At 66.8% G+C, this 23,967-nt stretch carries 23 protein-coding genes and 1 tRNA gene; 13 read left to right on the forward strand and 11 right to left on the reverse strand.

Annotated features, from left to right (window positions below; genetic code table 11):
- Positions 1-132: 132 nt before the first annotated feature.
- Both L5G32_RS03365 and L5G32_RS03370 read right to left on the reverse strand, forming a co-directional pair.
- The gene (locus tag L5G32_RS03365) at positions 133-2,247 is read right to left on the reverse strand and encodes an oxidoreductase (protein WP_237009581.1); all 2,115 of its coding nucleotides are present in this window, start codon (positions 2,245-2,247) and stop codon (positions 133-135) included.
- A 206-nt stretch (positions 2,248-2,453) separates the two neighbouring features.
- Positions 2,454-2,538, reverse strand: a tRNA-Ser gene (locus L5G32_RS03370).
- A gap of 91 nt (positions 2,539-2,629) precedes the next feature.
- Between L5G32_RS03370 and L5G32_RS03375 the strand changes: the two genes are divergently transcribed.
- Complete coding sequence (locus L5G32_RS03375) at positions 2,630-3,595, forward strand: NAD(P)H-quinone oxidoreductase (protein WP_237009582.1); 966 nt, start codon at positions 2,630-2,632, stop codon at positions 3,593-3,595.
- A gap of 141 nt (positions 3,596-3,736) precedes the next feature.
- Here L5G32_RS03375 and L5G32_RS03380 read toward each other — a convergent pair whose 3' ends face one another.
- Positions 3,737-4,222 (reverse strand): MarR family winged helix-turn-helix transcriptional regulator, encoded by a 486-nt coding sequence (locus L5G32_RS03380; protein WP_237009583.1) that lies wholly within the window; start codon positions 4,220-4,222, stop codon positions 3,737-3,739.
- A gap of 99 nt (positions 4,223-4,321) precedes the next feature.
- The gene (locus L5G32_RS03385) at positions 4,322-5,518 is read right to left on the reverse strand and encodes an aminotransferase class V-fold PLP-dependent enzyme (RefSeq protein ID WP_237009584.1); all 1,197 of its coding nucleotides are present in this window, start codon (positions 5,516-5,518) and stop codon (positions 4,322-4,324) included.
- A 71-nt stretch (positions 5,519-5,589) separates the two neighbouring features.
- Between L5G32_RS03385 and L5G32_RS03390 the strand changes: the two genes are divergently transcribed.
- The 7 genes from L5G32_RS03390 to L5G32_RS03420 all read left to right on the forward strand — a co-directional run bounded on the left by L5G32_RS03390 (position 5,590) and on the right by L5G32_RS03420 (position 11,942).
- Positions 5,590-6,135: a bacterial proteasome activator family protein gene (locus L5G32_RS03390; protein ID WP_237009585.1), complete on the forward strand. Its 546-nt coding sequence runs from the start codon at positions 5,590-5,592 to the stop codon at positions 6,133-6,135.
- 22 nt (positions 6,136-6,157) lie between these two features.
- Positions 6,158-7,036 (forward strand): galactan export ABC transporter permease subunit Wzm/RfbD, encoded by an 879-nt coding sequence (wzm, locus tag L5G32_RS03395; RefSeq protein ID WP_237009586.1) that lies wholly within the window; start codon positions 6,158-6,160, stop codon positions 7,034-7,036.
- Positions 7,037-7,045: 9 nt separating this feature from the next.
- Entirely contained in the window at positions 7,046-7,855 is an 810-nt protein-coding gene (gene wzt, locus L5G32_RS03400) for a galactan export ABC transporter ATP-binding subunit Wzt/RfbE (protein ID WP_237009587.1), read from the forward strand.
- Positions 7,852-8,754 carry a galactofuranosyltransferase GlfT1 gene (glfT1, locus tag L5G32_RS03405; protein WP_237009588.1) on the forward strand — a complete coding sequence of 301 codons (903 nt, stop codon included), beginning with the start codon at positions 7,852-7,854 and terminating at the stop codon, positions 8,752-8,754. The genes wzt and glfT1 overlap by 4 nt, the downstream gene beginning before the upstream one ends.
- A 46-nt stretch (positions 8,755-8,800) precedes the next feature.
- Positions 8,801-9,685 (forward strand): TIGR03619 family F420-dependent LLM class oxidoreductase, encoded by an 885-nt coding sequence (locus tag L5G32_RS03410; protein ID WP_237009589.1) that lies wholly within the window; start codon positions 8,801-8,803, stop codon positions 9,683-9,685.
- Between the two features lie 50 nt (positions 9,686-9,735).
- Positions 9,736-10,758, forward strand: a complete 1,023-nt coding sequence (locus tag L5G32_RS03415; protein WP_237009590.1) for a fused (3R)-hydroxyacyl-ACP dehydratase subunits HadA/HadB — start codon at positions 9,736-9,738, stop codon at positions 10,756-10,758.
- Between the two features lie 68 nt (positions 10,759-10,826).
- Entirely contained in the window at positions 10,827-11,942 is a 1,116-nt protein-coding gene (locus L5G32_RS03420) for a DUF5685 family protein (protein ID WP_237009591.1), read from the forward strand.
- On the opposite strand, the gene L5G32_RS19320 is transcribed toward L5G32_RS03420, so the two are convergent.
- The 4 genes from L5G32_RS19320 to L5G32_RS03440 are packed head-to-tail and all read right to left on the reverse strand — an operon-like array spanning position 11,943 to position 14,653.
- The gene (locus L5G32_RS19320; RefSeq protein WP_237009592.1) at positions 11,943-13,133 is read right to left on the reverse strand and encodes a DUF6297 family protein; all 1,191 of its coding nucleotides are present in this window, start codon (positions 13,131-13,133) and stop codon (positions 11,943-11,945) included.
- The gene (locus tag L5G32_RS03430) at positions 13,130-13,738 is read right to left on the reverse strand and encodes an ABC transporter ATP-binding protein (RefSeq protein WP_237009593.1); all 609 of its coding nucleotides are present in this window, start codon (positions 13,736-13,738) and stop codon (positions 13,130-13,132) included. The genes L5G32_RS19320 and L5G32_RS03430 overlap by 4 nt, the downstream gene beginning before the upstream one ends.
- Positions 13,739-13,767: 29 nt before the next feature.
- Positions 13,768-14,133 (reverse strand): hypothetical protein, encoded by a 366-nt coding sequence (locus tag L5G32_RS03435; RefSeq protein ID WP_237009594.1) that lies wholly within the window; start codon positions 14,131-14,133, stop codon positions 13,768-13,770.
- 1 nt (position 14,134) lies between these two features.
- A complete protein-coding gene (locus L5G32_RS03440; protein ID WP_372491624.1) occupies positions 14,135-14,653 on the reverse strand; it encodes a GtrA family protein in 519 nt (172 codons plus the stop codon).
- Between the two features lie 165 nt (positions 14,654-14,818).
- Between L5G32_RS03440 and L5G32_RS03445 the strand changes: the two genes are divergently transcribed.
- Positions 14,819-16,048 (forward strand): alpha/beta hydrolase family protein, encoded by a 1,230-nt coding sequence (locus L5G32_RS03445; RefSeq protein WP_237009595.1) that lies wholly within the window; start codon positions 14,819-14,821, stop codon positions 16,046-16,048.
- Here L5G32_RS03445 and L5G32_RS03450 read toward each other — a convergent pair.
- Positions 16,038-16,448 (reverse strand): universal stress protein, encoded by a 411-nt coding sequence (locus L5G32_RS03450; RefSeq protein ID WP_237009596.1) that lies wholly within the window; start codon positions 16,446-16,448, stop codon positions 16,038-16,040. The genes L5G32_RS03445 and L5G32_RS03450 overlap by 11 nt on opposite strands.
- Positions 16,449-16,554: 106 nt before the next feature.
- On the opposite strand from L5G32_RS03450, the gene dprE1 reads away from it, so the two are divergent.
- From dprE1 to L5G32_RS03470, 4 genes are all read left to right on the forward strand, one after another.
- The gene (gene dprE1 / locus L5G32_RS03455) at positions 16,555-17,973 is read left to right on the forward strand and encodes a decaprenylphosphoryl-beta-D-ribose oxidase (protein ID WP_237009597.1); all 1,419 of its coding nucleotides are present in this window, start codon (positions 16,555-16,557) and stop codon (positions 17,971-17,973) included.
- 70 nt (positions 17,974-18,043) lie between these two features.
- On the forward strand, positions 18,044-18,805 hold the full coding sequence (gene dprE2 / locus L5G32_RS03460; RefSeq protein WP_237009598.1) for a decaprenylphospho-beta-D-erythro-pentofuranosid-2-ulose 2-reductase: 762 nt from the start codon (positions 18,044-18,046) through the stop codon (positions 18,803-18,805).
- A 4-nt stretch (positions 18,806-18,809) separates the two neighbouring features.
- Positions 18,810-20,774 (forward strand): arabinofuranosyltransferase, encoded by a 1,965-nt coding sequence (locus L5G32_RS03465; RefSeq protein ID WP_372491625.1) that lies wholly within the window; start codon positions 18,810-18,812, stop codon positions 20,772-20,774.
- 5 nt (positions 20,775-20,779) lie between these two features.
- The gene (locus tag L5G32_RS03470) at positions 20,780-21,535 is read left to right on the forward strand and encodes an MBL fold metallo-hydrolase (protein WP_237009599.1); all 756 of its coding nucleotides are present in this window, start codon (positions 20,780-20,782) and stop codon (positions 21,533-21,535) included.
- A 138-nt stretch (positions 21,536-21,673) separates the two neighbouring features.
- Here L5G32_RS03470 and L5G32_RS03475 read toward each other — a convergent pair whose 3' ends face one another.
- Both L5G32_RS03475 and aroQ read right to left on the reverse strand, forming a co-directional pair.
- On the reverse strand, positions 21,674-23,134 hold the full coding sequence (locus L5G32_RS03475; protein WP_237009600.1) for a DEAD/DEAH box helicase: 1,461 nt from the start codon (positions 23,132-23,134) through the stop codon (positions 21,674-21,676).
- A 246-nt stretch (positions 23,135-23,380) separates the two neighbouring features.
- Entirely contained in the window at positions 23,381-23,824 is a 444-nt protein-coding gene (aroQ, locus tag L5G32_RS03480; protein ID WP_237009601.1) for a type II 3-dehydroquinate dehydratase, read from the reverse strand.
- Positions 23,825-23,967 lie beyond the last annotated feature (143 nt).

Below are 23,967 nucleotides of genomic sequence, written 5' to 3' on the forward strand. Positions count from 1 at the left end.
ACCTCGTCGAGTGGAGCGCTGCCCTGAGCGAAATCGCATACAGCCCATACCGATCGACTCTATTCGTGTGAATCGTCGCCGTCTTCCGATCCGTCCGATCAGAGGGTAATCCCACCACCGACGCCGCAGAGATCAGTACGCGGTGGCGAACTTCCAAGCCGAGTGCATCGCCCCTTCGATGTAGTCGACCTGTCCGGCGTCGCCGACAACCTCGACGGGGATTCCCGTCTGCGCGAGCTCTTGTGCCAGCGGTGCACCCGAGGTCGTGTCTGCGGCGTAGACCACCAAAGTGGCTGGCGCAGTGCGGGCTTCGCCCTTGACGCTGAACTCGACAGCGTCGCGCGTGATCCGGTCGACCGTCGCCTTCCTGTGCACTTGCACACCGAGTTCGACCGCACGACGTACCGCCGTCCACCGTCGCGGCATCGCCATCGGCAGTCCGAGGGGCACGCCCGCCTCGAGAACAGTGACGCTGCGGCCGCGTTCCGCGAGCCACTCGGCGAGTTCCAGGCCTACCAAGGATCCGCCGATGACGACGACGTCGTGGCCCATCGGGAGGAACGACCGGGTCAGTCTGCGGATGGCCGCGGGACTCTTGGTCACGCCGGACAGCTTGCCCAGCTTGCCTATGACGCGGAGGGTGAGCGAGCCGTCAGAGGCTTCTGCGTTGCCGAGCAACAGGTTTCGCAGGGTGTCGCCGGTGTGGACATGCGGTAGGTCGCCGCCGGGAATATCGGGACGCGGACGCACGGCGCCGGTGGCGACGACGACATGATCGGGGGCGAGCTCGCGGATCGACTGCGCCGTCGCAGTGGTGTTGAGTCGGATGTCGACGTTCAGCCGCTTCATCTCGGCGGTCAGCCAGTCGAGCAGACGTTCGTTGTCCGGGGTGGTGAGCGTCGAGAACCACAGGGTGCCGCCGAGCCGGTCGGACTTGTCGACCACGGTGACGCGGTGTCCGCGCAGCGTGAGGAGGCGGGCGGCCTCCAAACCCGATGGTCCGGCGCCAACGACGACGACGTGTCTCCGCGCGTCGGCCGGCTGCAGGGGAAGGATCGTCTCGTTGCCCAGCGCGGGATTGACCGCACACAGCGGGGTGTCGTCCCAGAAGTTCTCCTGGACGCACACGTAGCAGTTGATGCACGGCCGGACCTGTTCGGGAGTGTGAGCGGCCAACTTGTTCACCAGATCCGGGTCGGCCAGCAACTGGCGCCCCATCGCAGCGAAGTCGATTCGGCCCGCCGCGATCGCTTCCTCGGCGACGTCGGGCAGCATACGTCCGACGGCGATGACCGGGATCTCGACGTGCTTCTTGATCTCTGCAGCCAGATCGAGATACGCCGCGACCTTGTTCGGCAGCGGCCCATCGGTGAAGTTGGCGAACGGATTACGGCCCCACCCGGTCACGTGGATCGCGTCGGCGCCCGCCTCCTCGAACAGGACCGACGCGGCGCATGCCTCGTCGTTGGTGAGGGCGCGCTCCTGCCCGAACTCCGCACCGGCCACCCGCACCAGCACGGCCATCGTGTCGCCGACGGCGGCCTTGACCGCGGCGATGACCTCGCACGCGAGCCGGGCCCGGTTCGCCAGGCTGCCGCCGTACTCATCGTCGCGAAGGTTGTCGATCCGATTGAGAAATGCGCCGAGGATGTAGCCGTGCGCGCAATGGATCTCGATGGCGTCCACACCTGCCTTCTGGCAGCGCACAGCGGCGGCGGTCCAGGCTTGAATCAGCCAGGCGATGTCATCAGCGGTCGCGGTATGAGTAGAGCCGGGTTTGCCGCCGATGACCGCGGCCATCTTGCCGAGCTCTTCGTGCGTGCTGTCGGCAAGCGCACTCATGTCGTAGGTGTAGTCGGGTTTCGACGGCACCAACAGAGGGCGATCGTTGAGGGTGTCGATGCGGGCGACCTTCCCGTGGTGGGTGCTCTGTACGCAGAGCTTGCCGCCTTGCTCGTGGATCGCGTCGGCCAACGCAGCGAGGCCGGGAATGAATCGGTCCTCGGAGAGCCCCGGCTCTTTTGTGCTGGTGGCGCCAACCGGGTACGCGATCGCCGCCGCGCCAGTGATGATCAAGCCGGTACCACCCGCCGCACGGGCCGCGTAGTGATCGATGTCCTCCTGCTCGACGACTCCGTCGACGCAGACGTTCATGTCCATCGCAGGCAGGACGACCCGATTGCGTAGGGACATCGGGCCGATCGAGCCGGGGCTCAGGAGGTGCGAATAGGAACGTGTTCTAGCCATGAAACGTAGAGTACGCCACTTTTCAAACAGTGATTGAAAAGTGGTGCTCCACAGCGTGACACCGGCGGCCGAGGACAGCGCCGATCTTCGGATTGACCCGTTGGCCCACCACATTGACAGCGACGAAAGACAAGCGCGCCGTCGTCGCCGCCCCGGAAAACGAAAAAGTCGCGAGATCGTACGTTCTCGCGACTCATGACCTGCTGCGGAAGCGGAGGGATTTGAACCCCCGGTGGTTTCACCCACGCTCGCTTTCAAGGCGAGTGCATTCGGCCGCTCTGCCACGCTTCCATCGGGCAGGCTCCACGCCTGCCCGCACAGAAGGTTATCGCACCCTGATCGCGCCCGTGCCCACCGGCCGGATCGGTGGAAGACTGGATTCATGCGCGCTATCCCCGAATCGCAGAGCCTGGACATCGTCGACCTGCCCGACCCCGAGCCTGCGCCCGGCGAGGTGATCGTCGACGTCGCGGCCGCCGGGGTGAATCGCGCCGACATCATGCAGCGTGCAGGGAAATACCCGCCGCCGCCGGGAGCGTCGAACGTCTTCGGCCTCGAGGCGTCGGGCACCATCTCGGCGATCGGCGACGATGTCTCCGGCTGGTCGGTCGGCGACGAAGTCTGCGCACTCCTCGCAGGCGGCGGCTACGCGGAGAAGGTCGCCGTTCCCGTCGCGCAGCTGATGCCCGTCCCACGCGGCGTCGACCTCGTATCGGCTGCCGCACTCCCCGAAGTGTCGTGCACGGTGATGTCGAACGTCGTCCTGACCGGGCACCTGGCACCAGGAGAACTCCTCCTCAGCCACGGCGGCAGCAGCGGAATCGGCACGCACGCAACCCAACTCGCGCACGCGCTCGGCGCACGAGTGGCAGTCACCGCACGCAATCAAGCGAAACTCGGTCGCTGTCGCGAACTCGGTGCAGAAATCCTCATCGACTACACGACGCAAGAGTTCGACACGGTGCTCGCCGAGCACGGCGGAGCCGACGTCATCCTCGACATCATCGGAGCGAAATACCTCGGCGCCAACGTCAAAGCACTCGCGCCCGGCGGACGCCTCGTCATCATCGGCATGCAAGGCGGCGTGAAAGGCGAACTCAACATCGGGGCACTCATGGCCAAACGAGCGTCCGTCATCGGGACGACGCTGCGCGCACGCCCCGTCACCGGCCCCGGATCCAAAGCGATGATCGTCACCGAGACCGTCGCCCGGACCTGGCCGCTCATCGAGAGCGGCGACGTGGCCCCGGTCATCGACTCGACGTTCCGACTCGACGACGCGGAGGCCGCACACGACCGACTGAACTCCGGAGACGCCGTCGGCAAGGTGCTGTTGACGTTGGGGTGAGGGGTCGGTCGCGAGGTCTCGACTCCGCTCGACCACGTGAATCCACCCCAGCGGAACGGGGTCTCGACTGCGCTCGACCAGCGGGATGGGGTCTCGACTCCGCTCGACCAGCGGGGGAGCTCGACCGGCAGAAGATGAGGCCTAGAGACCTTCGCGGGCGATTCGCTCGCCGATCTTGCCGAAGGTGCGGCACAGGGTGTCGAACTCGTCGGGAGACAGGGAGTCGATCACGAGGCGGCGGACGGCGCGGTCGCGTTCGTCGAGGATCGGCTGCACCATCTCGCGCCCTGCGTCGGTGATGGTCACCCATTTCTGGCGAGCGTCGTAGTCTACGTTCTCCAACCGGGCCATGTATCCCTTCTCAATGAAACGGACCACCTGCCGCGACACCGTGCTCACCGGGATCTGCGTCGCCTCTGCGAGATCGCTGATCCGCAGGCCCTCCGCGGCCGCAAGCACCTCGAGCACTCGCCAGTCGGCACTGCTCAACGCTGCGGACGAATCGATCTGGTTGAACAGCGCCCGATACAGGACCCACCCGCCGGTGACGAACTGCTGCCACAAATCACGCTCTGCGCCGTCGAGAACCGGCGCGAGCCCCCCATCGGCTTCATTCTGTTGCAACACCTGCAGTCCCCTCCGCCCCTGACACTCCAAACTTTCAGATGCAACAATACGGTCGAGTTGTCAATCCGACCCAATCGAAGTGGCCGCCGACACTCGCGGTCAGCCGAACGAACCGAGCACCCTCGCCACCTGGTCCATCTCGTATGGAGTGGAATAGACGCCCAACCCGACAGTGACTGCTCCGCCGGCGTCGGCCACGCCGATCGCCTCCAGGGCGCGACTGGGAACATCGTGCAGAGCACTGATTCCGTTGTCGTTCAGGCGACTTACGACTTTCTCGGCACTGACGCCGTCCACCAGGAAACTGACCAGCGGAACCCGGTGCGTGTCCGTGCCGATCACGTGGACGTGCCCCAGACTGTCCAACGCGTTCACCAGATAGAAGGTGAGACGCTGCAGATACTCGTAGGCGCCGTCCATCGACGTCATCAGTCGGCGGCGACGGTCACCGGCCGCCGCGGAGTCCAGACCGGCGAGCACCTCCACCGACGCGACCAGGCCGGCGAGCCACGCGGTCGGTGTCGGCGACGGCTCGAGTCGCGCGGGACCGATCGCATGCGGATCCATCGACACGTTGGTCAACGACTCCATCCGAGCGCGGTCGGCGAAGACCATCGCGGACATCCGAGGTCCACCCCACCGTTCGGCGCTAACCAGCGTCACGTCCGCGCCCATCTCACTCATCGACAACGGGACGAACGGCGCCGCACTCGTCGCGTCCACCACCATCAGAGCTCCCGCGGCGCGCGCGTGCCCGGCGATCTGTCCGATGTCGGTGATCGCACCCGTCGTCGACGAAGCCAACGCCACTGACACGACACTCGTGCGGTCGGAGATCAACTCGGCGAACTGCCACGGCGGAAGCGAACCGTCCTCGATGTCGACTTGCGCCCACCGGACGGGCGAGCCGTGCCGGGCCGCACCGCGCAGCCACGGGACGATGTTCTCCTCGTCGTCGAGAATCGACAGGACGACGCCGTCGCCGATCCACGACGTCACCGACAGCGATTCGACCAGCGCCGAGACCAGTGCACCGCGCGACGGGCCGAACACGACGCACGACGGATCGGCGTCGAGTAGGTCGGCGATCGCCTGACGCGCGCGCGCCGTCGTCGCGGCAGCCTCCTGGGACTGCTTGGACAGGCTGCCGCCGAGGACCGGATACGACCGCACGCCGCGGGAGATGGCCGACGCGACAGCGTCCGGTATCTGCATTCCGCGCTGCGAATCGAGGTGAATCCAGCCGTCGCCCAAGGCGGGGAACAGGCCTCTCACGGAGGCGATGTCGAACGGCATGGCCCCAACGATAGACACCCGTCTCTCACCGATCACGTCAGGACGACGACGCACGCGGCACAATGGGGACCATGCTTCCCGAGATGTTCGGCACAACAGGCCCCGGCAACCCACTGTCGTCCGACCCGTCGGCGACACCAGACGAACCGGTCATCGAGTTCTCGGCCACCGGCGGCGAGCACGGTGACGCACCGTCGAATCCGGTGGCGGGCATGGTGGAGCAGCCAGCCAAGGTGATGCGTATCGGAACCATGATCAAGCAACTCTTGGAAGAGGTGCGGGCGGCTCCCCTCGACGACGCGAGCCGCACCCGGCTCGCCGACATCCACCGCACGTCGATCGCCGAACTGCAGGACGGGCTCGCCCCCGAACTTCGTGAGGAACTCGACCGACTGGCGCTGCCGTTCTCCGACGAGCAAGCCCCGTCCGACGCCGAGCTGCGTATCGCGCAGGCCCAGCTCGTCGGATGGCTCGAAGGCGTCTTCCACGGCATTCAGACGGCGCTGTTCGCCCAGCAGATGGCTGCACGCGGGCAACTCGAGCAGATGCGACAGGGCGTACTCCCGCCCGGAGCCGGTGACATGTCCGACAACCACAGCACCGGTCAATATCTGTGACCCGCCGGTATGCTGTTGCGTTGTGTCAGCCGTAGCCAATGACGGCGGAGTAGCCGGTCGGAGCATTCCGCCGCCCCCGCCCACCTCGGATTCGCGAACGTTCGCACGGGGCATCCAGGATCTCGTCGAAGGTTTCCGAACCTCAGAACTCTGGCTGCACCTGGGCTGGACGGATATCAAGCAGCGCTACAAGCGTTCGGTCCTTGGACCGTTGTGGATCACCATCGCTACCGGCGTCACCGCCGTCGCGATGGGCATTCTCTACGGCGAGCTGTTCAACCAGGACATCGAGACGTTCCTGCCGTACGTGCTTCTCGGATTCATCTTCTGGAACTTCATCGAGACGTCGATCCTCGACGGATCGGTCGTCTTCTCCACCAACGAAGGCCTGATCAAACAGATCCCTGCGCCGATCAGCGTGCACGTGTACCGCGTCGTCTGGCGCAGCATCATCATCTTCGCGCACAACATCGTGATCTACGCGATCGTGTTCGCGGTGTTCCCGCAGGACATCGACTGGTCTGCTCTGCTCGTCATCCCCGCGATCGCGCTCTTCGCATTGAACGCGACCTGGGCGACGATCGTCTTCGGGATCCTGTCGACCCGCTTCCGCGACATCGGCCAGCTTCTGACCACCGCGGTGCGGCTGGTCTTCTTCATGACGCCGATCATCTGGTCGGCGGACACTCTCGACGCCGTCGGAAGCGAAGGGTCGAGCCGGATGAAGCTCGTCGAACTCAACCCGATGTTCCACTACTTGGAGATCGCTCGCGGACCACTACTCGGCAAGCACGTCGAGTTCTACCACTGGGGCATCGTGCTCGGTTGCACCGCGCTCGGGTGCGCCGCCGCGCTCATGGTGATGCGCAACTACCGCGCCCGCGTGGCGTACTGGGTTTAGGAGACATCCGTGCCAGAGAACACCGACATCCGCGTCGACACCTGGGACGCGTGCGTCGACTTCCCGATCTTCGACGCCAAGACCCGCTCGCTGAAGAAGGCCGTCATCGGCGCCGCAGGCGGTGTCATCGGGTCCAACGGGTCCAAGACCGTCGTCGTCGAGGCGATTCGCGACATCAACCTGCATCTGGAGCACGGCGACCGCGTGGGTCTCGTCGGCCACAACGGTGCAGGCAAGTCGACGCTCCTGCGACTGTTGTCCGGGATCTACGAGCCGACTCGCGGCTCGTGCAAGGTCCGTGGCCGCGTCGCGCCCGTGTTCGACCTCGGCGTCGGCATGGACCCGGAGATCTCCGGGTACGAGAACATCCTGATCCGCGGCATGTTCCTCGGCATGAGCCGCAAGGAGATGCTCAAGAAGACCGATGAGATCGCGGAGTTCTCCGAGCTCGGCGACTACCTGTCGATGCCGCTGCGCACCTACTCGAACGGCATGCGAGTGCGACTGGCGCTCGGCGTCGTCACCAGTATCGATCCCGAGATCCTCATCCTCGACGAGGGAATCGGCGCCGTCGACGCCGAGTTCATGAAGAAGGCTCGCGTCCGGTTGCAGGCGCTCGTCGAACGCTCCGGCATCCTCGTGTTCGCCAGCCACTCCAACGAGTTCCTCGCCCAACTGTGCGACCGCGCGCTGTGGATCGATCACGGCCAGATCCGGATGGACGGCGGCATCGAGGAAGTCGTCCAGTCCTACCAGGGGCCCGACGCGGCAGCCCAGGTCCGCAAAGTCCTCGCCGAGAACGGCGGTGCCGCGAAGTGAGCAGTGTCGTAGCCGTCGTCGTCACGCATCGCCGGCCCGAACTCCTCGCCGAATCGTTGAGAGTCGTCGCGAACCAGGACCGGCCCGTCGACCACCTGATCGTCGTCGACAACGACGACGATCCGGCCGTGGGCGCGCTCGTCGATTCCCAACCGGTCCCGACCACGTATCTGCCGTCCAAGCACAACCTCGGCGGCGCAGGCGGATTCGCGCTCGGCATGCTGCACGCGCTCGCACTCGGCGCCGACTGGGTGTGGTGCGCCGACGACGACGGCCGGCCCGAAGGCCCCGCGGTCCTATCGACCCTGCTCGACTGCGCCGACCGCCGTGAACTCGGCCAGGTGTCGCCGGTCGTCGTGAACATCGAAGACCCCGACGCCCTCGCCTTCCCGCTCCGCCGCGGACTCGTCTGGCGACGTAAGCGGTCCGAACTGTTCGCCCCCGGCGAGTCGTCGTCCGACGACCTCCTGCCCGGCATCGCATCGCTGATGAACGGCGCCCTGTTCTCCGCGGACACGCTCGAGCGGATCGGCGTCCCCGACCTGCGGCTGTTCTTCCGCGGCGACGAAGTGGAGATGCACCGTCGCCTCGCACGCTCGGGCATCGCCTTCGGCACCTGCCTGAAGACGGCGTACCTACATCCGGACGGAAGCGACGAGTTCCGCCCGATCCTCGGCGGCCGTATGCACACCCAGTACCCGGACAACGAGGTGAAGCGCTACTTCACCTACCGCAACCGCGGCTATCTGATGAGCCAGCCAGGGATGCGCAAGCTCCTCCCCCAGGAGTACGCACGCTTCGCGTGGTTCTTCCTCGTCCAGCGCCGCGACGTCGCAGGCTTCCGCGAGTGGATGCACGTGCGCAAGCTGGGCCGAGAGGAACGGTTCACGCGACCGTAGCGCCGACCCCTTCCACAGAATTAGAACGTGTTCTACCCTGAGGGGCATGCGATTCACCTTTGCTGAAGCGATGACCGATGTCAGCTACTACGCGCCGCTCGCGCAGGCGGCCGAGAAAGCCGGCTTCGCAGGCATGACGATCCCCGACTCGATCGCATACCCCGAAGAGTCGGACTCCACCTACCCGTACACACCGGACGGCAAACGAGAGTTCTTGGAAGACAAGGACTTCATCGAGCCGTTCATTCATGCGGCCGCCCTCGGCGCGGTGACGTCGACCCTGCGCTTCCTGCCCTTCGTCCTCAAACTGCCGATCCGCCCGCCGGCCCTGGTAGCCAAACAGGCGTCCTCGGTCGCTTGCCTGACGAACAACCGGCTCTCGCTTGGCGTCGGAACCAGTCCGTGGGCGGAGGACTACGACATCCTGGGCGTCGACTTCAAACGCCGCGGCAAGCGGATGAACGAGTGCATGGACATCATCCGCGGTCTCACCTCCGGTGGATACTTCGAGTTCCACGGCGAGTTCTACGACATTCCGCGCATCAAAATGTCACCGACGCCGACTCAGCCGGTGCCTCTCCTCGTCGGCGGCCACGCCGATCCCGCACTGCGGCGCGCCGTGATCCGCGGCGACGGCTGGATGCACGGCGGCGGACCGGGCGAAGAGCTCGACGACCTGCTCGACAAGATCGCCGCGATCCGCAAGGCCGAGGGCAAAGAGAACGATCCCTTCGAGATCCACGTTATCTCGATGGACGCCTACACCGTCGACGGCTGCCGACGTCTCGAGGACAAGGGCATCACCGATGTGATCGTCGGCTTCCGCCTCCCGTACATCCTCGGCGCCGACACCGAGCCGCTGGAGAAGAAGATCGAACATCTCGACTGGTACGGCGAGAACGTGATCGCAAAGGTCAATGACGGGCAATAACACAGACGCGCGGTGTCTGGATCTCGTACCGCTCGGTAGGATGACTTCCCATGACGAGCAGTGGAACCGAACGCACCAGGGCCATCGAAGCAGAGATCGGCAAGGTGTTCACCACTCAGGACTATTACGAAGTCGGCCGCGAGAAGATCCGCGAGTTCGCCCGCGCACTGCACGACGACAACCCAGTTCACTGGGACGACGCCAAATCGGCTGCGGCAGGTCATGATCGGCTCCTCGCCCCGTTGACGATCGTCGTCCTCGACGGCACCAAGGCGCAGGCCCAGCTGTTCGAGCAGAGCATCCCCGGCAACCCGTTGAAGTCGGGCGTCCTGCAGGTGGAGCAGCGTTTCGTGTTCCACAAGCCGATCACGGCTGGTGACCGACTCAAGTCGGATGTGTCCCTGGACTCGTACAAGTCCGTCGCGGGCGCCGATCTGTTCACCGGGAAGACCGTGATCCGCGACCTCGACAAGGGCGTCATGCAGGAGTCGTGGACCACGCTCGCCGGCCCGGGCGAGACGGGCGACGGCCTGTCCCCCGAGTTCCAGAACCTCGTCGACAAGGTGATGTTCTCGCCGACCGCCTCGCACATCCTGCCGCTGGTGCCGACCGAGGCCGCCGAGATCCCCGAGGACGCTCCGCACTCGTTCGGCGCGATTCCGTTCGACTCGGTGACCGAGGGGCAGGAGATTCCGCCGCGCACCCAGCGGTTCACCCGTGGCGACCTCGTCAACTACGTCGGCGTGGCAGGCGACCCCAACCCGATCCACCACAGCGACGAGCTCGCGTCAGCGGCGAAGCTCGACACCTGTGTCGCCCAAGGCATGCTGACGCTCGGCACCGCCGCCGGCTACCTGACGTCGTTCGTCGGCGACCCGGCAGCCTTCCGCGAGCTCAGCGCCCGGTTCTCGAGCGCCGTCTACGTGCCGCCGACCGAGCCTGCCGTCGTGGAGTACACCGCGAAGATCAAGACGCTCTACCCGGAGACCAAACGCGGCCTGATCACGTTCGGCGCCACGGTGAACGGCAAGCGTGTGTTCGGCAAGTGCACCGCGCTCGTCCAGTTCTCCTGAGCCGACACGCGTACGCCGCCTGAATGCGCGGTCCCGCACATCCGCCGACCACGCGCTAGTTTCAACCGATGTTCGGGATACTCCAGCCCTGTCGGCATGTGCTCGACGACGATCTGCGCGACGAGTGGCGCGCGCACATGTGCGGATTGTGCCTGTCGTTGCGTGACGGCCACGGGCAGACGGCTCGTCTCACGACGAACACCGACGCCGTCATGGTGTCGGTGTTGACCGCGGCCCAGCGTGCGCCGTCTGCCGTCACGCGGACCGCGGGTCCGTGCGCCTTCCGGAGCATGCGACGCGCCGACGTCGTGACGGCCACCGAGCCGGGGGTCCGCCTTGCCACGTCGGTGTCGCTCACCCTGGCCGCGGCCAAGTCCGACGACGTCGTAGCCGAACAGCGACTCGCCCTAGCGCCCGCCGCGCCCGCACGAGATCGCGCGGCTCGGGTCACCGGACGAGCACTGCACCGCAAGGCCGCTCGCACCGGGGACGTCCTCGATGTCCCGGCCGTGTTGACCGCGCTCGACCGACAAGCCGATCTCGAGTCGTCGTCGAACGACCTCGACGCCTTGACCGGGCCGACGGCCCACGCATGCGCGACGGTGTTCGCCGCGAGCGCCGACCTCGCGGATGTCCCCGACAATCGGCACGTGCTTGCCGACATCGGATCCGAGTACGGTCGCCTCGCGCACCTGCTCGACGCGATCGACGACCGAACCGGCGACGACGCAGACGGGGCGTTCAACCCGCTGACAGCCACCGGCACGAGCGACGACGAGGCCCTCGACCGGGCACAACTGTCCGCTGACCGGATCGCCGAGCGATACCGCGACCTCACGCTGCACGACGATCGTCTGTTGAAAGCGCTGCTCATCGACGGCGTAGCGCAGGCCGTACGACGACGCCGCCACGCGGGCGAACGTCGGCAGATCGCGGCGATCGGCGCGGGCCTGCAGACCTGGCCGCCGCACCCGCCCGCCGACTGGCCCGCACACGCACCGTATCCACCGCCGTTCCCGCCGAACCGGTCCTGGTATCAACGCATTCTGCCGTTCACCGGCGTCACATTCTGCGGCCCCGCCCTGTGCACCGACCACTGGAATCATTGTTCGGACAAGTACAAGAAACCCCTCGCCGATTGTGAGGACTGCTGCGATTGCTGCGATTGTTGCGACTGCCCCTGATCATGGGAGCGCACCCGCGATGACACCGACTACGGCGGCGAGCAGCAGACCCCGCAGTTGGGTAGAGAGCAGCGCTGGCTGAAAGGCAGCCCCGGTCATCAGCGGCTCTATCACCATCGGCGCATCGAACGGGAGCGGAGGTCGTGTTGCGCGACGGAGCACGGACGCGACCGTGCCGACGATCAGGAACGCGCTACCGAATAGACTCACCGACGAAGCGGCAGCGACCGCTGTCGCTGACACGAGGGTGGCGATCGTAGGCACCACACAGTGCCAACGCCGCAGGTCTCTATCGGAGACCCCGAACGATCTCGCAAGCACCCGATCCGAGACCGATGTCAGGCCACCTGCCGTGGCGACCCCTGCCGACCACACTGCGAGTGTCGCTACAAACAACGGAACGGCATGGAAGTCAACGAACACCGGTACCGCGATGCCGACCGCCGTCCAGCACGTCCACCGAGCCGCCGCCTCTGGGTGCCGCCTGAGCCGACGGAGGTCCATCCGGACGAACGCGCCTTCCGCTGTCCGGGGATGCCCGCGTGACTTGGAACCGGTTTGGCGCTGCCACCTCGTGATTCGAGCATCCGCGATCCAACTCGCGTCCATCATGCTGATCCCGAGCCCGACTGCGGCGGCGAATCCGTCGCGCGGTGCGAACGTCCGCTGGTGCAACCGCCCCGGCGACAACCTCGCGAACCCAGGCACTCCGCTCGCTCCCATGCGGCGGTCCCTGACGAGTTGCGCAATGTACGCGGCACAGACTGCGGCGAAACCAAGACCCACGCCGAGGGCCAGCAGGATGGTGGCCGATTCGGGTATCAGCAGTGCGAGCGCTCCATGGATGGCGACGTCCGCCATGACGGCACACCCGACAGTGACCGCCAGTCGTCGTATCAACGGTCGGTGCCTCGACGCGGGACCGGAAAGCTCCCACTTCAACACCGCCCGATCGACTCGGACCGGTCCCCACGTGACCGCGAACCGTCCGACGACGAGAGCCGTCATCGTCGCGAACGCGGCGATGACCGCGACCTGATAGTCGTCGAACATCGCTGACGGCTCGACGAATTTCGCCACGTTCGTCGGTTTGAAGACCGCCACCGCCAACCCGCCGCCGACTCCCACCATCAGCAGCAGGTCGACAGCCGACACATTGTTGCGCCGCAGCCAGTTCTCGCGCCGTCTCACGATGCGAGGTCCACGACGACGTCCGCGCAACGCTCCACGAGTTCACGGCTGTGGGTCGCGATCAGGACTGCGGCACCCTCATCGGTAAGACGATCCAACTCGTCCGCGACCCATTCCTGCCCTGCGACGTCGAGCCCGCGTTCCGGTTCGTCGAGAACCACTAGACGCGCAGGACGAATGAACACGGCGACCAGCGCGAAGCGTTGACGCTGCCCGGTCGAGAGCGTGTGAGGGAACCGGTCGCGCAATTCGCCGATCCCCGCTCCGCTCAGCGCGGCCTCGATGTCCGGATCGATCCCGTGCGACCCGGCGAGCATCGCAAGGTGCTCACCGACGGTCGCATCGTAGAAGACGGCTTGCTCGCCGAGTTCTGCCGCGACACGACGTCGGAACTCCGGCGATCTGTCGTCGGGTGCCCGACCTTCGATGAGAACTGAACCGTCGTCGAGTAGTTCGTCGTCGACGACAGCGCGCAACAAGGAACTCTTGCCGACGCCGTTCGGGCCGACGACGGCGGCGCATTGGCCTCGCTCGACGGTGAACGACAGAGAAGCGAACAGGGTCTGGGCGCCGATACGGCGCGTTGCGTCCGAAACGGACAGCATTAGGTACCTCCTGGAGTGAGAAACGGGCTTCAGGCAGCCCGCACTCCAGGGGCTCGCGGACCCGCGAGCAGAACCGCTTCGACGCGGCGACAGGTGTCGGCCAGGCCGAGCGGCCGCCGATCGGGAGGAGTCGGCCTCAGCCGAACCATGGAAAGAAGCGCGACAAGCGCCGCACACACCGCGTGGACGGTCGTCACGATTCGACTGACGCCGAACCGCCCGATCGCAACGGCGACGACCGCGGCAGGCACGATCAGGCTCGGAGCGAGCGGCGTCACCTGGGCAACGAGCGCGCTGACCGCGGACAGCGCCGGGACCAACGCGAGCACTGTGAGGACGACGTAGGCGGGCAGGGACTGCGGAACTCCCCGGTGGTCACGCAGCATCGCGGTCATGTCACCTGATCTTAAAGATGACGGTGCGCTGAACGACGAAGTTGATGACGGTGGCCACGCCCTGTGCGATGACGAACGCGCCGGCCGAGGCGATGAACGCCGAGCCCCACTCGTGCATCAGCAGCGTGTACAACCCGATGTTGACGAAGAACGTCACCGCGTACAGGACGACCACCGCGATGAAGCGGGCCGCGCTCGGCTCCGCGCGGAACGTCCACCGGCGGTTGATGAGGTAGGCGATGGTGGTGCCGAGGATGAATCCGCACGCCTTCGCGAGCCAGTACGGCGTACCGACCACGTCCTGCAACAGCAGGGTGAGCGCGAAGTCGAACACCGCGGACAGCGCACCGGTCGCGATGAATCGGACCAGCTGGGTCTTGAGGTCGACGCTGGTCGACGCCTCTTCGTCGTCGAACGGCAGCTCGATCGGCATCGGAGCATGCCGCGTCGAGAAGTCTCCGTGTGCGGGGTGCACGGGGAACGGAACGCGGTCGGCGTCGTCGGGCGCAGAGTCTGGCACCCGGTCAGCCTATCGGTCTGCGCGCCCGCCCCTGCGCACGTCCGCGGTACGCCGCTGCGAGAAAAGTCAGGCCGGATACGGCACTCCGAGGGAAATATTCCCTCGGAGCAGCGTATTCCGCCTGATTTTCGCCGATCTCCAGCTCGCCGGATAATGTCCACGGTTATGACCGTCGCCACATCGCCCCGGCTGCCCCGCCGCCGCTCGCCCCGCCGCCTCTCCGCCGTCGCGCTGGCCTGTGCCGCAGCGGCCGGCATGACCCTCTCCGCGCCCACTGCCCATGCGGATGCGACACCGGCTCCGGTGTGGTCCGGCCTCGACGCACGGCACTACGACGGCCCGATCGGCGAACACGGAACGCTGATCTCGAAGACCCGGCTCGACGAGTCGGTCACCCTGCCCGCCGCGGGCGACGCCTACCGGATCCTCTACTCGTCGCCCGACGTCCACGGCAAGCCCGCGGTCAGCACCGGCGCGGTGTTCCTCCCCAAGCGCCCCGCACCCGCGGGCGGCTACAAGACGATCGCGTGGGCGCACGGCACGGTCGGACTAGGCGACACCTGCGCGCCATCGGCCCAGCCTCGCAGCGACCGCGACACCGAGTACCTCGGGCATTGGCTGAAGCAGGGCTACGCGGTGGTCGCCACCGATTACGTCGGGCTCGGGACCCCCGGCCTGATGAGTTACCTCAGCGGACAGGTGTCGGCGACGTCGACCGTCGACTCCGTGATCGCCGCACAGCAGGCCGGTCTGCCGCTGTCGAAGACGTGGGCGATCGTCGGGCAGTCGCAGGGCGCGGGCGCCGCTCTCAACGCAGCTCGACGCGCCACTGCGTTGTCGAAGGGCAGCGGACTGGACTACCGCGGCGTCGTCGCGACCGGTGCGCCCGCCAATATCGAGCACATCGTGTGGCAGGCGGGCCCCCAGTTCCCGCCGATCGCACTGCCGTCCGGCCTGACCACCTACGCCGCATACATCGTCGCCGGATTCACCGACGCCCGCAGCGACCTGCACGTCGACCGCACGCTCAGCGCGGCGGGAGAACGGGTGGTCCGACTCGCCGGAAAGCTGTGCTACCCCGAACTCGAAGCGGCGCTCGACGGCGCGAAGATCAACTCGTGGTTCACCCGCCCCCTGGCATCGATCCCCGGTGTCCAGTCCGCGCTCGTCGACTACATGGGCACCCCGTACGCCGGCTACGACCGTCCGATCTTCCTCGGCCAGGGGCTCAAGGACCTCGACGTGCCCGCGCCGTCCGCGCTGTCGCTGTACGCACAGATGCGCGCCGCCGGACAGGCCGTCGACTTCCACGTCTATCCGACGCAGGACCACTCCGGAACCGTGCTCGCGTCGATGAAGGACTCGACGCCGTTCCTGACGCGGATCATGCGGTAGGACGCTGCGGTTTCACCACCAGCACCGGCTTCTGACATTCGAGCAGCAGGTACTGGGATGTACTGCCCAGCAACAGCTTCCCGACCTGAGTGCGGCGACGCATCCCGATCACGAGCACCTGCGCGTCCGGGTCGTCCATGGCGCGAAGCAGTTCTTCGGCAGGTACGGCGCCGATCTGCTGTCTGATCTCGAACCGGACGTCGGACGCGGCCAGCCGTTCTTGGACCTGCGCGATCTCGTCGGCGTCCACGACGGGCGCACCTCGACTCGAACTGCCCCGGCCGCCCTCGGGCACCGCGTTGATCACCAGGACACTCGTGCCGCGCGCCGCTGCCTCGTCGATGGCGTGCTCCAGGCAGGCTCGGCCGTGCGAACCGCCCGCGTACCCGACCACGATCATGGCTGTCCTTCCCCGGCCTCGTATTTCCGACCTCTCAGACGAATGTAGACGACGGACATCACATCGACGACGCACCGACCAGACCAGCGGGTAACCTCTATTGACGATGACGAACTCAGACCTTCTTCCAATCCAGACTCGGACTCTGATGGGTTGGGGTCGCACAATGCCCACCGAAGCGCATGTGCTGACCACGCCGTATCCCGAGGTCATCGCCGACGCCGTCGCACGCGTCGCCGATCAGGACGCTGACAAGCCGTCGTATCTCAAACGCGGAGTGATCGCGCGCGGGCTCGGCCGTTCGTACGGCGAGAACGCCCAGAACTCCGGCGGCCTGACGATCGACATGTCGCAGCTCACTCGGATCTACGACATCGACCGCGCGACGGCGATCGTGGATCTGGACGCGGGCGTCGACCTCGACACCCTGATGCGCGTCGCGCTGCCGTACGGGCTGTGGGTCCCCGTCCTGCCCGGTACCCGCCAGGTGACGATCGGCGGAGCCATCGGCTGCGACATCCACGGCAAGAACCACCACAGCGCAGGCAGTTTCGGCAACCACGTCGTCGAGATCACCCTGCTGATCGCCTCCGGCAAGATCCTCACTCTGACCCCCGAGGGCAGCGGCGACGATCCGGACGCGTCGATCTTCTGGGCGACCGTCGGCGGCATCGGCCTGACCGGCATCATCTTGCGCGCCAAGATCAAGATGACGCGCACCGAGACCGCCTACTTCATCGCGGACGGCGCCGTCACCAACAACCTCGACGAGACCATCGCCCTCCACATGGACGGCTCGGAGGAGAAGTACGCCTACAGTTCCGGCTGGTTCGACGCGATCAGCAAGCCGCCGCGCCTGGGCCGCGGAACGTTCTCCCGCGGATCGCTCGCCCGACTCGACCAACTGCCGGACAAGCTCGCCAAGGATCCGTTGAAGTTCGACGCGCCGACGCTCGTCAACTTCCCGGACGTCTTCCCCAACGGACTCGCCAACAAGTTGAGCTTCTCGATGGTCGGCGAGGCGTACTACCGCATGGGCGGGAACTACGAAGGCAAGGTCCAGAATCTGACGCAGTTCTATCACCCGCTCGACCTGTTCGGGAACTGGAACCGCGCCTACGGATCGAAGGGCTTCCTGCAGTACCAGTTCATCGTTCCGCCCGAGGCAGTCGAAGAGTTCAAGGGCATCATCTACGACATCCAGGCATCCGGGCACGTCAGCTTCCTCAACGTCTTCAAGCTGTTCGGCGAGGGCAATCAGGCTCCGCTGAGCTTCCCGATGCCCGGCTGGAACATCTGCGTCGACTTCCCGATCAAACGCGGCCTCCATGAGTTCGTCTCCGAACTCGACCGTCGCGTCATGGAGATCGGCGGCCGCCTCTACACGGCGAAGGACTCGCGGACCACCGCCGAGACCTTCCACGCCATGTACCCGAGGGTCGACGAGTGGATCGCGACGCGCCGCCGCGTGGACCCCGACCAGGTGTTCATGTCCGACATGGGCCGTCGCCTCGAACTGGTCTGACCCGCTGCGGCTCCACGCGGAGTCCGGCGAGCGGGCCGAGCCCACACATCACTGACGAAAGCAGATACGAATGTTCAACGCCGTCGGCGTTCCGCAGTCCATCCTGATCCTCGGCGGATCCTCCGAGATCGGCCTGGCCATCGCAGCCGAGTACCTGACCAAGGGCCCGATGCGCGTGGTCCTGGCGACCGTCCCCGGCGACCCGGCTGCGGAGGCCGCCGCCGCGCAGATGACCGACGCCGGAGCGTCGGCGGTCGAGCAGATCGAGTTCGACGCGCTCGCCACCGACACCCACCGCGACGTCATCGAGAAGGCGTTCTCCGCCGGCGACATCGACGTGGCCGTCGTCGCCTTCGGCATCCAGGGCGACGACGAGCAGGCCTGGCAGGATCAGAAGCTCGCGGTCCTGGAAGCCCGGATCAACTACACCGCCGCCGTCTCGGTCGGCGTCCTCCTCGGCGAGAAGATGCGCGAGCAGGGCCACGGCCAGATCATCGCGATGAGTTCGGTGGCAGGCGAGCGCGTCCGCCGCTCCAATTTCGTGTACGGCTCCACCAAGGCAGGCCTGGACGGCTTCTACCTCGGGCTCGGCGACGCGCTGCGCCCCGAAGGCATCGGCGTCCTGGTGATCCGCCCGGGTCAGGTCCGCACTCGCCTGTCGGCGCACGTCGCCGAGGCTCCGCTGACCGTCAACAAGGAAGACGTGGCCCGCCTGGCCGTGGCCGCCGTCGCCAAGGGCAAGGAGATCGTCTGGGTTCCGGGCCCGTTCCGGTTCGTCATGATGGCGCTCCGTCACGTGCCGCGCCCGATCTTCCGCAAGCTGCCCATCTGATCCCGTGCAGTCCACAGTCGAGGCACCCGAGACGGCCCGTCGCGAGTTCGTGAAGAACCCGCGGGCACGCGACGTCGTCGAACTGGGCGGAGCCGTCGTCCTGGCCGCCGTCGCCTCGTTCGCCGGTCTGAAGGTGATCGGGGCCGTCGACTGGCCAGCGTTCAACACCTCGAACGTGTCACGATCGTTGACCACCCTCGGTCAGGCCTTCGTGATCGTACTGGCCGCGATCGCCGTCGTCGCCTACCGTTCGGGGCGTTCACGGTCGTGGACGTCATGGTTGTCGTCGCTGGCATCGGCCGGACTGGTGACGGTGACCCTCGGCATGCCGCTCGGCGCCACCAAGCTGTACCTGTTCGGGCTCTCGGCCGACCAACAGTTCCGCACCGAGTACCTGACCAGGCTCACCGACAGCCCGCACCTCGCCGACATGACGTACGACGGGCTGGCCCCCTACTATCCGGCTGGCTGGTTCTGGTTCGGCGGACGATTCGCCAGCCTGATCGGCATGCCCGGCTGGGAGGCCTACAAACTCTGGGCCGTGCTGTCGATCGCTGTCGCGGCGGCATTGGGCACGGCGTTGTGGAATCGAATGGTCGGCGTCTCGACCGGTACCGCGATCGGCCTCGCGTCGGCTGCGGTCACGCTCGTCTACGCGTCACCGGAGCCGTACGCCGCAGTCCTGATCCTGGTCGGCGTCCCGATGTTGGTGGTGACGGCGTCCGCGCTGCGCGGCCGACGACGACTCACCGACGGCCCGACGACACTCGGTCGTACCGGCTGGCTCTCGGTGATCGCCGCCGGACTGTTCATCGGCGTCTCGGCCTGTGTGTACACGCTGTACACGGGCCTGTTCGCGGGAACCGCAGTGCTGATGGCGCTCGGCTACCTCGTCCAATCGCATCTGCGGCACCGCAATCTGGCCGTCCCCGGCACCTCGGAACGTCGCGCCGAACAATTGGCGGTGATCGTCCGCCTCGTCGTGATCGGGGCAGTCGCAGGCGCTGTCGCACTCATCGTGTGGACGCCGTACCTGGCGGCTCGCGCCTCGAGCACGTCCGCTCCCAGCGGAGCCGCCGAACACTATCTGCCGGAGAACGGCGCGGTGTTCGGTCTCCCGATGTTCCAGCTCAATCTGGTCGGCGTCCTCACGTCGATCGGCCTGGTGTGGGTGCTGTTGCGCGCCGTGAAACGCACGATCGCGTTCGCGTTCGGGTGGACGTTGATCGGCGTCGTCGGCATCACCTGCATCTCGCTGGCCCGAAGCGCAATCGGCTCGACGCTGCTCTCGTTCCGACTCGAAGCGGTGACCGCCGTCGTCCTGGCGGCCGCCGGGATCCTCGGGGTCATCGAACTCGCGCGCGCCGCGGTCGCCAAGTTCGGTGATGTCCGCACCGTCATCGGAGTGCTCGCCTGCATCGTCGCGGTAGCGCTGGCCCAGTCGATTCCCAGTCATCTGTCGTCGGAGATCACCACCGCCTACACCGACACCGACGGGTACGGGCAGCGCGCTGACCAGCATCCGGCCGGCGCCGAGTCGTACTATCCGGAACTGCATCGCCTGATCCGCGAGCAGACGGGACGGCCTGCGAACCAGAACGTGGTGCTGACCGCCGACTTCGGGTTCCTATCCCTGTATCCCTACTGGGGTTTCCAAGGGCTGACCTCGCATTACGCGAATCCGCTCGCCGAGTTCACCAAACGCGCTCAAGCCATCGAGGAGTGGTCGAACGCCACCACCACGGAGGAATTGACGACGGCGATGGCCGCCACGCCGTGGCGCAGCCCCGACGCGTTCCTCTTCCGGTACAGCGCGGACGGATACACTCTGCGACTAGCCGAGGACGTGTTCCCCAACGACCCCAATGTGCGTCGCTACGCGGTCACGTTCTCGCCGACGGTGTTCGACGACCCGATGTTCACCGTGACCGAAGTCGGGCCGTTCGTCCTCGTCGTCAAGAAAGGCTGAATCCCATGCCGGATCTGAAGATCACGACCATCACGCACAACGACGCGAGAACGCATTTCGTGTCGACGGCGACGGTCAACTGGGTGATCCTGCAGGACCAGTCCGGAGTGACCCTCGTCGACGGCGGCTACCCCGGGCACGCGGACGCAGTCCTCGAAGCACTGACCCGGATCGGCAGTGCACCCCAGGAGATCCGCGGCGCGCTGCTCACGCACGCGCACGTCGACCATCTCGGCGGGGTTGCACGCCTGCGACGCTCCTACTCATTCGACGTCTTCGCCGACCCCGCCGAAGTGACGCACGCACGACGGGACTACCTGGAGCAGGCCGACGCGTCGACGATCGCTCCGCTCGCCTACCGCCCCGCCGTGGTCGGCTGGCTCGGCCGCATCGTCCGACTGGGCGCACTCGACAAGGACGGTATCCCCGACACACAGGCGTTCCTCGATCCGTCGACGCTGCCTGGATCACCGGTCCCGGTCCCGACTCCCGGCCATACTCGCGGGCACAGCGCATTCCTCTCCGGCGACGGCGAAGTCCTGATCTCGGGCGACTCGATGATCAGCGGGCACCCGATCGCGAAGCGGTCGGGCCCACAATGCCTCGACCACACCTTCACGCACGACGTCGCCGCCAATGAAGCGTCCGTCGCCGCGTTGGCCGACCTCGACTCGGTGGTCGTCATGCCCGGTCACGGCCCGATGCTGTGTGGCACCGTCGAGACCTTCGTCGAACAGGCCCTGACGCGCACTACTAACTGAGCTCACCGGACCAGGCTCGAAAGCTCGCACACCCCAACGCATTCCAACCCCAACGCAGTCAACCCCAAAGCAATCAACCCGAGCCCCCGGACCGTGGCGGTCCGAGAACTCGGGTTGAAAAGTCCTGCCTAGTAGCGGTCAGCGACCGCCGGGGGCTCCTGCGGGACGGCGCGCACTACGACGGCCACGCGGGTTCGGAGCGGACGTGTGCTCACGCTGGGTGGAGCCTGCCGACGACCGGTCGCCGCGCGACGACTGGTTCGACCGGCCACCGTCCTGGCGGGAGCCACCGTTGTCCTGGCGGGGAGCGCCGCGGCGACCGCGGCCGGTGCCGCGCGATCCGCGCGCGCCCTGACCGGACCGCTGCTGCCCCGATCGGCCCTGGCCGGAACGCTGCTGGGCGGGCGCCGCGGGTGCGGGAGCCTGCCGCAGCGGTGCGTGCTCTCCGACGAGTTCGCGGACCTCGGGAGACGATGCGGTGACCTGCTGACCCGGAACCTTGATCGCGGCCTTCTGCAGGAGCTTGCGCAAGTCGCCCCACTGGTCGGGCAGGCAGATGGTGACGACGTCGCCCGACGAACCGGCACGCGCCGTACGGCCCGAACGGTGCAGGTACGCCTTGTGCTCAGCAGGCGGGTCGACGTGAACGACGAGTTCCACGTCGTCGACGTGGACACCGCGTGCAGCGACGTCGGTGGCGACGAGGACCTTCGCGCCGTCCGGAGCGGCGAACGAGGCCAGGTTGCGGTCACGCTGCGCCTGCGACAGGTTGCCGTGCAGGTCGACTGCCGGAATACCGTCGGCGGTCAGCTTCTTCGCGAGCTTCTTCGCCTGATGCTTGGTGCGCATGAACAGGATGCGACGACCGGTGCCCGACGCGAGCTCGTGGACGAGCTGCGTCTTCTCGGTGGCGCCCGACACGCGGAACACATGGTGCGTCATCTGCGCGACCGGGGACGTCGCGTCCTCGAGCGAGTGGGTGACCGGGTGGTCCAAGAAACGCTTCACGAGCTTGTCGACGCCGTTGTCGAGCGTCGCGGAGAACAGCATCCGCATGCCCTTGGCGGGAGTTGCGGCCAGGATGCGGGTCACGACGGGAAGGAATCCCAGGTCGGCCATGTGGTCGGCCTCGTCGAGCACCGTGATCTGCACGTCGTCGAGCGACACGATCCGCTGCTTCATCAAGTCTTCGAGGCGGCCGGGGCACGCGACGACGATGTCGGCGCCTGCACCGAGCGCGCGCTCCTGGCGAGCCTGCTTCACACCGCCGAAGACGGTGGTCACGCGCAGGCCGACGGTCGCGGCGAGCGGTTCGATCTGCGTGGCGATCTGAGTCGCGAGCTCACGGGTCGGAGCGAGGACGAGGCCGGTGGGTCGGCCGGAGCGGCGCCGCACGCCGGCCTCCGCGAGGCGAACGACGAGCGGCACGGCGAAGGCCACGGTCTTGCCCGAGCCCGTCTTGCCACGGCCGAGGACGTCACGTCCGGCGAGCGTGTCAGGAAGAGTCTTCTCCTGGATCGGGAAGGCGGACGCCTTACCGTCGGCAGCGAGTGCATCGGCGACGGGAACGGGCACGCCGAGATCAACGAACGTAGTCATGAATAGCCTTACTGGCAGGGATCTCCCCAGCACGGCACAGCTGCGCCGTAGAGGTCGGATCGGTTGGCGAACACGCGTGGTCTGCGTGTCGGTTCGCCGTATGAATTGCACGCACCCGCGATCGAGTCGGGGTCTGCGTGGGGCGTTCTACGACGCACGGTGCTTGGCACCGAATAGTGAAAGCCTACCCGAGGACCGGGCCGCCACTCCCATCGAGAGCCATAGTGGGACGCGGGACACACTCGATCAGGCGACGAGCGTCGCCAGCCGTCGCACCGCGAACTCGTAACCCGCGATCCCGCAGCCTGCGACGACGCCCGCCGCGATCGGCGAGATGTACGAGTGGTGACGGAACGGCTCACGCGCATGGACGTTGCTGATGTGCACCTCGATGATCGGGACCTCCGGGATCACCAGGGCGTCGGCGAGCGCCACCGACGTGTGCGTCCAACCGCCGGGGTTGATGACGATGCCGCTGACCTCGCCGCGCGCGGCGTGGATCGCATCGATCATCTCGCCCTCGTGGTTGGTCTGGAAGGCCCGCAGCCCCAATCCCGCGTCGGCGGCCGCCCGTTCGGCCAGACGCACCACGTCGTCGAGCGTCTCGACCCCGTACACGTCCGGCTGCCTGGTCCCCAGCGTGTTCAGGTTGGGGCCGTTGAGCAGCAGGATCGGCAGATCGGAAGACATGGGGACCAGCGTAGTCGAGGGCGGCCTGCCGCTGGTCGAGCGCTGCTCCAGACGCTGGTCGAGCGCTACCCGCTGGTCGAGCGGAGTCGAGACTGCCTACTGCGGGGCGCCCGGGGGTCGACCACCCGCCCCCCACACACAGC

Origin of the sequence: Gordonia zhenghanii (assembly GCF_021738965.1) — a bacterium.
Classification (GTDB): domain Bacteria; phylum Actinomycetota; class Actinomycetes; order Mycobacteriales; family Mycobacteriaceae; genus Gordonia; species Gordonia zhenghanii.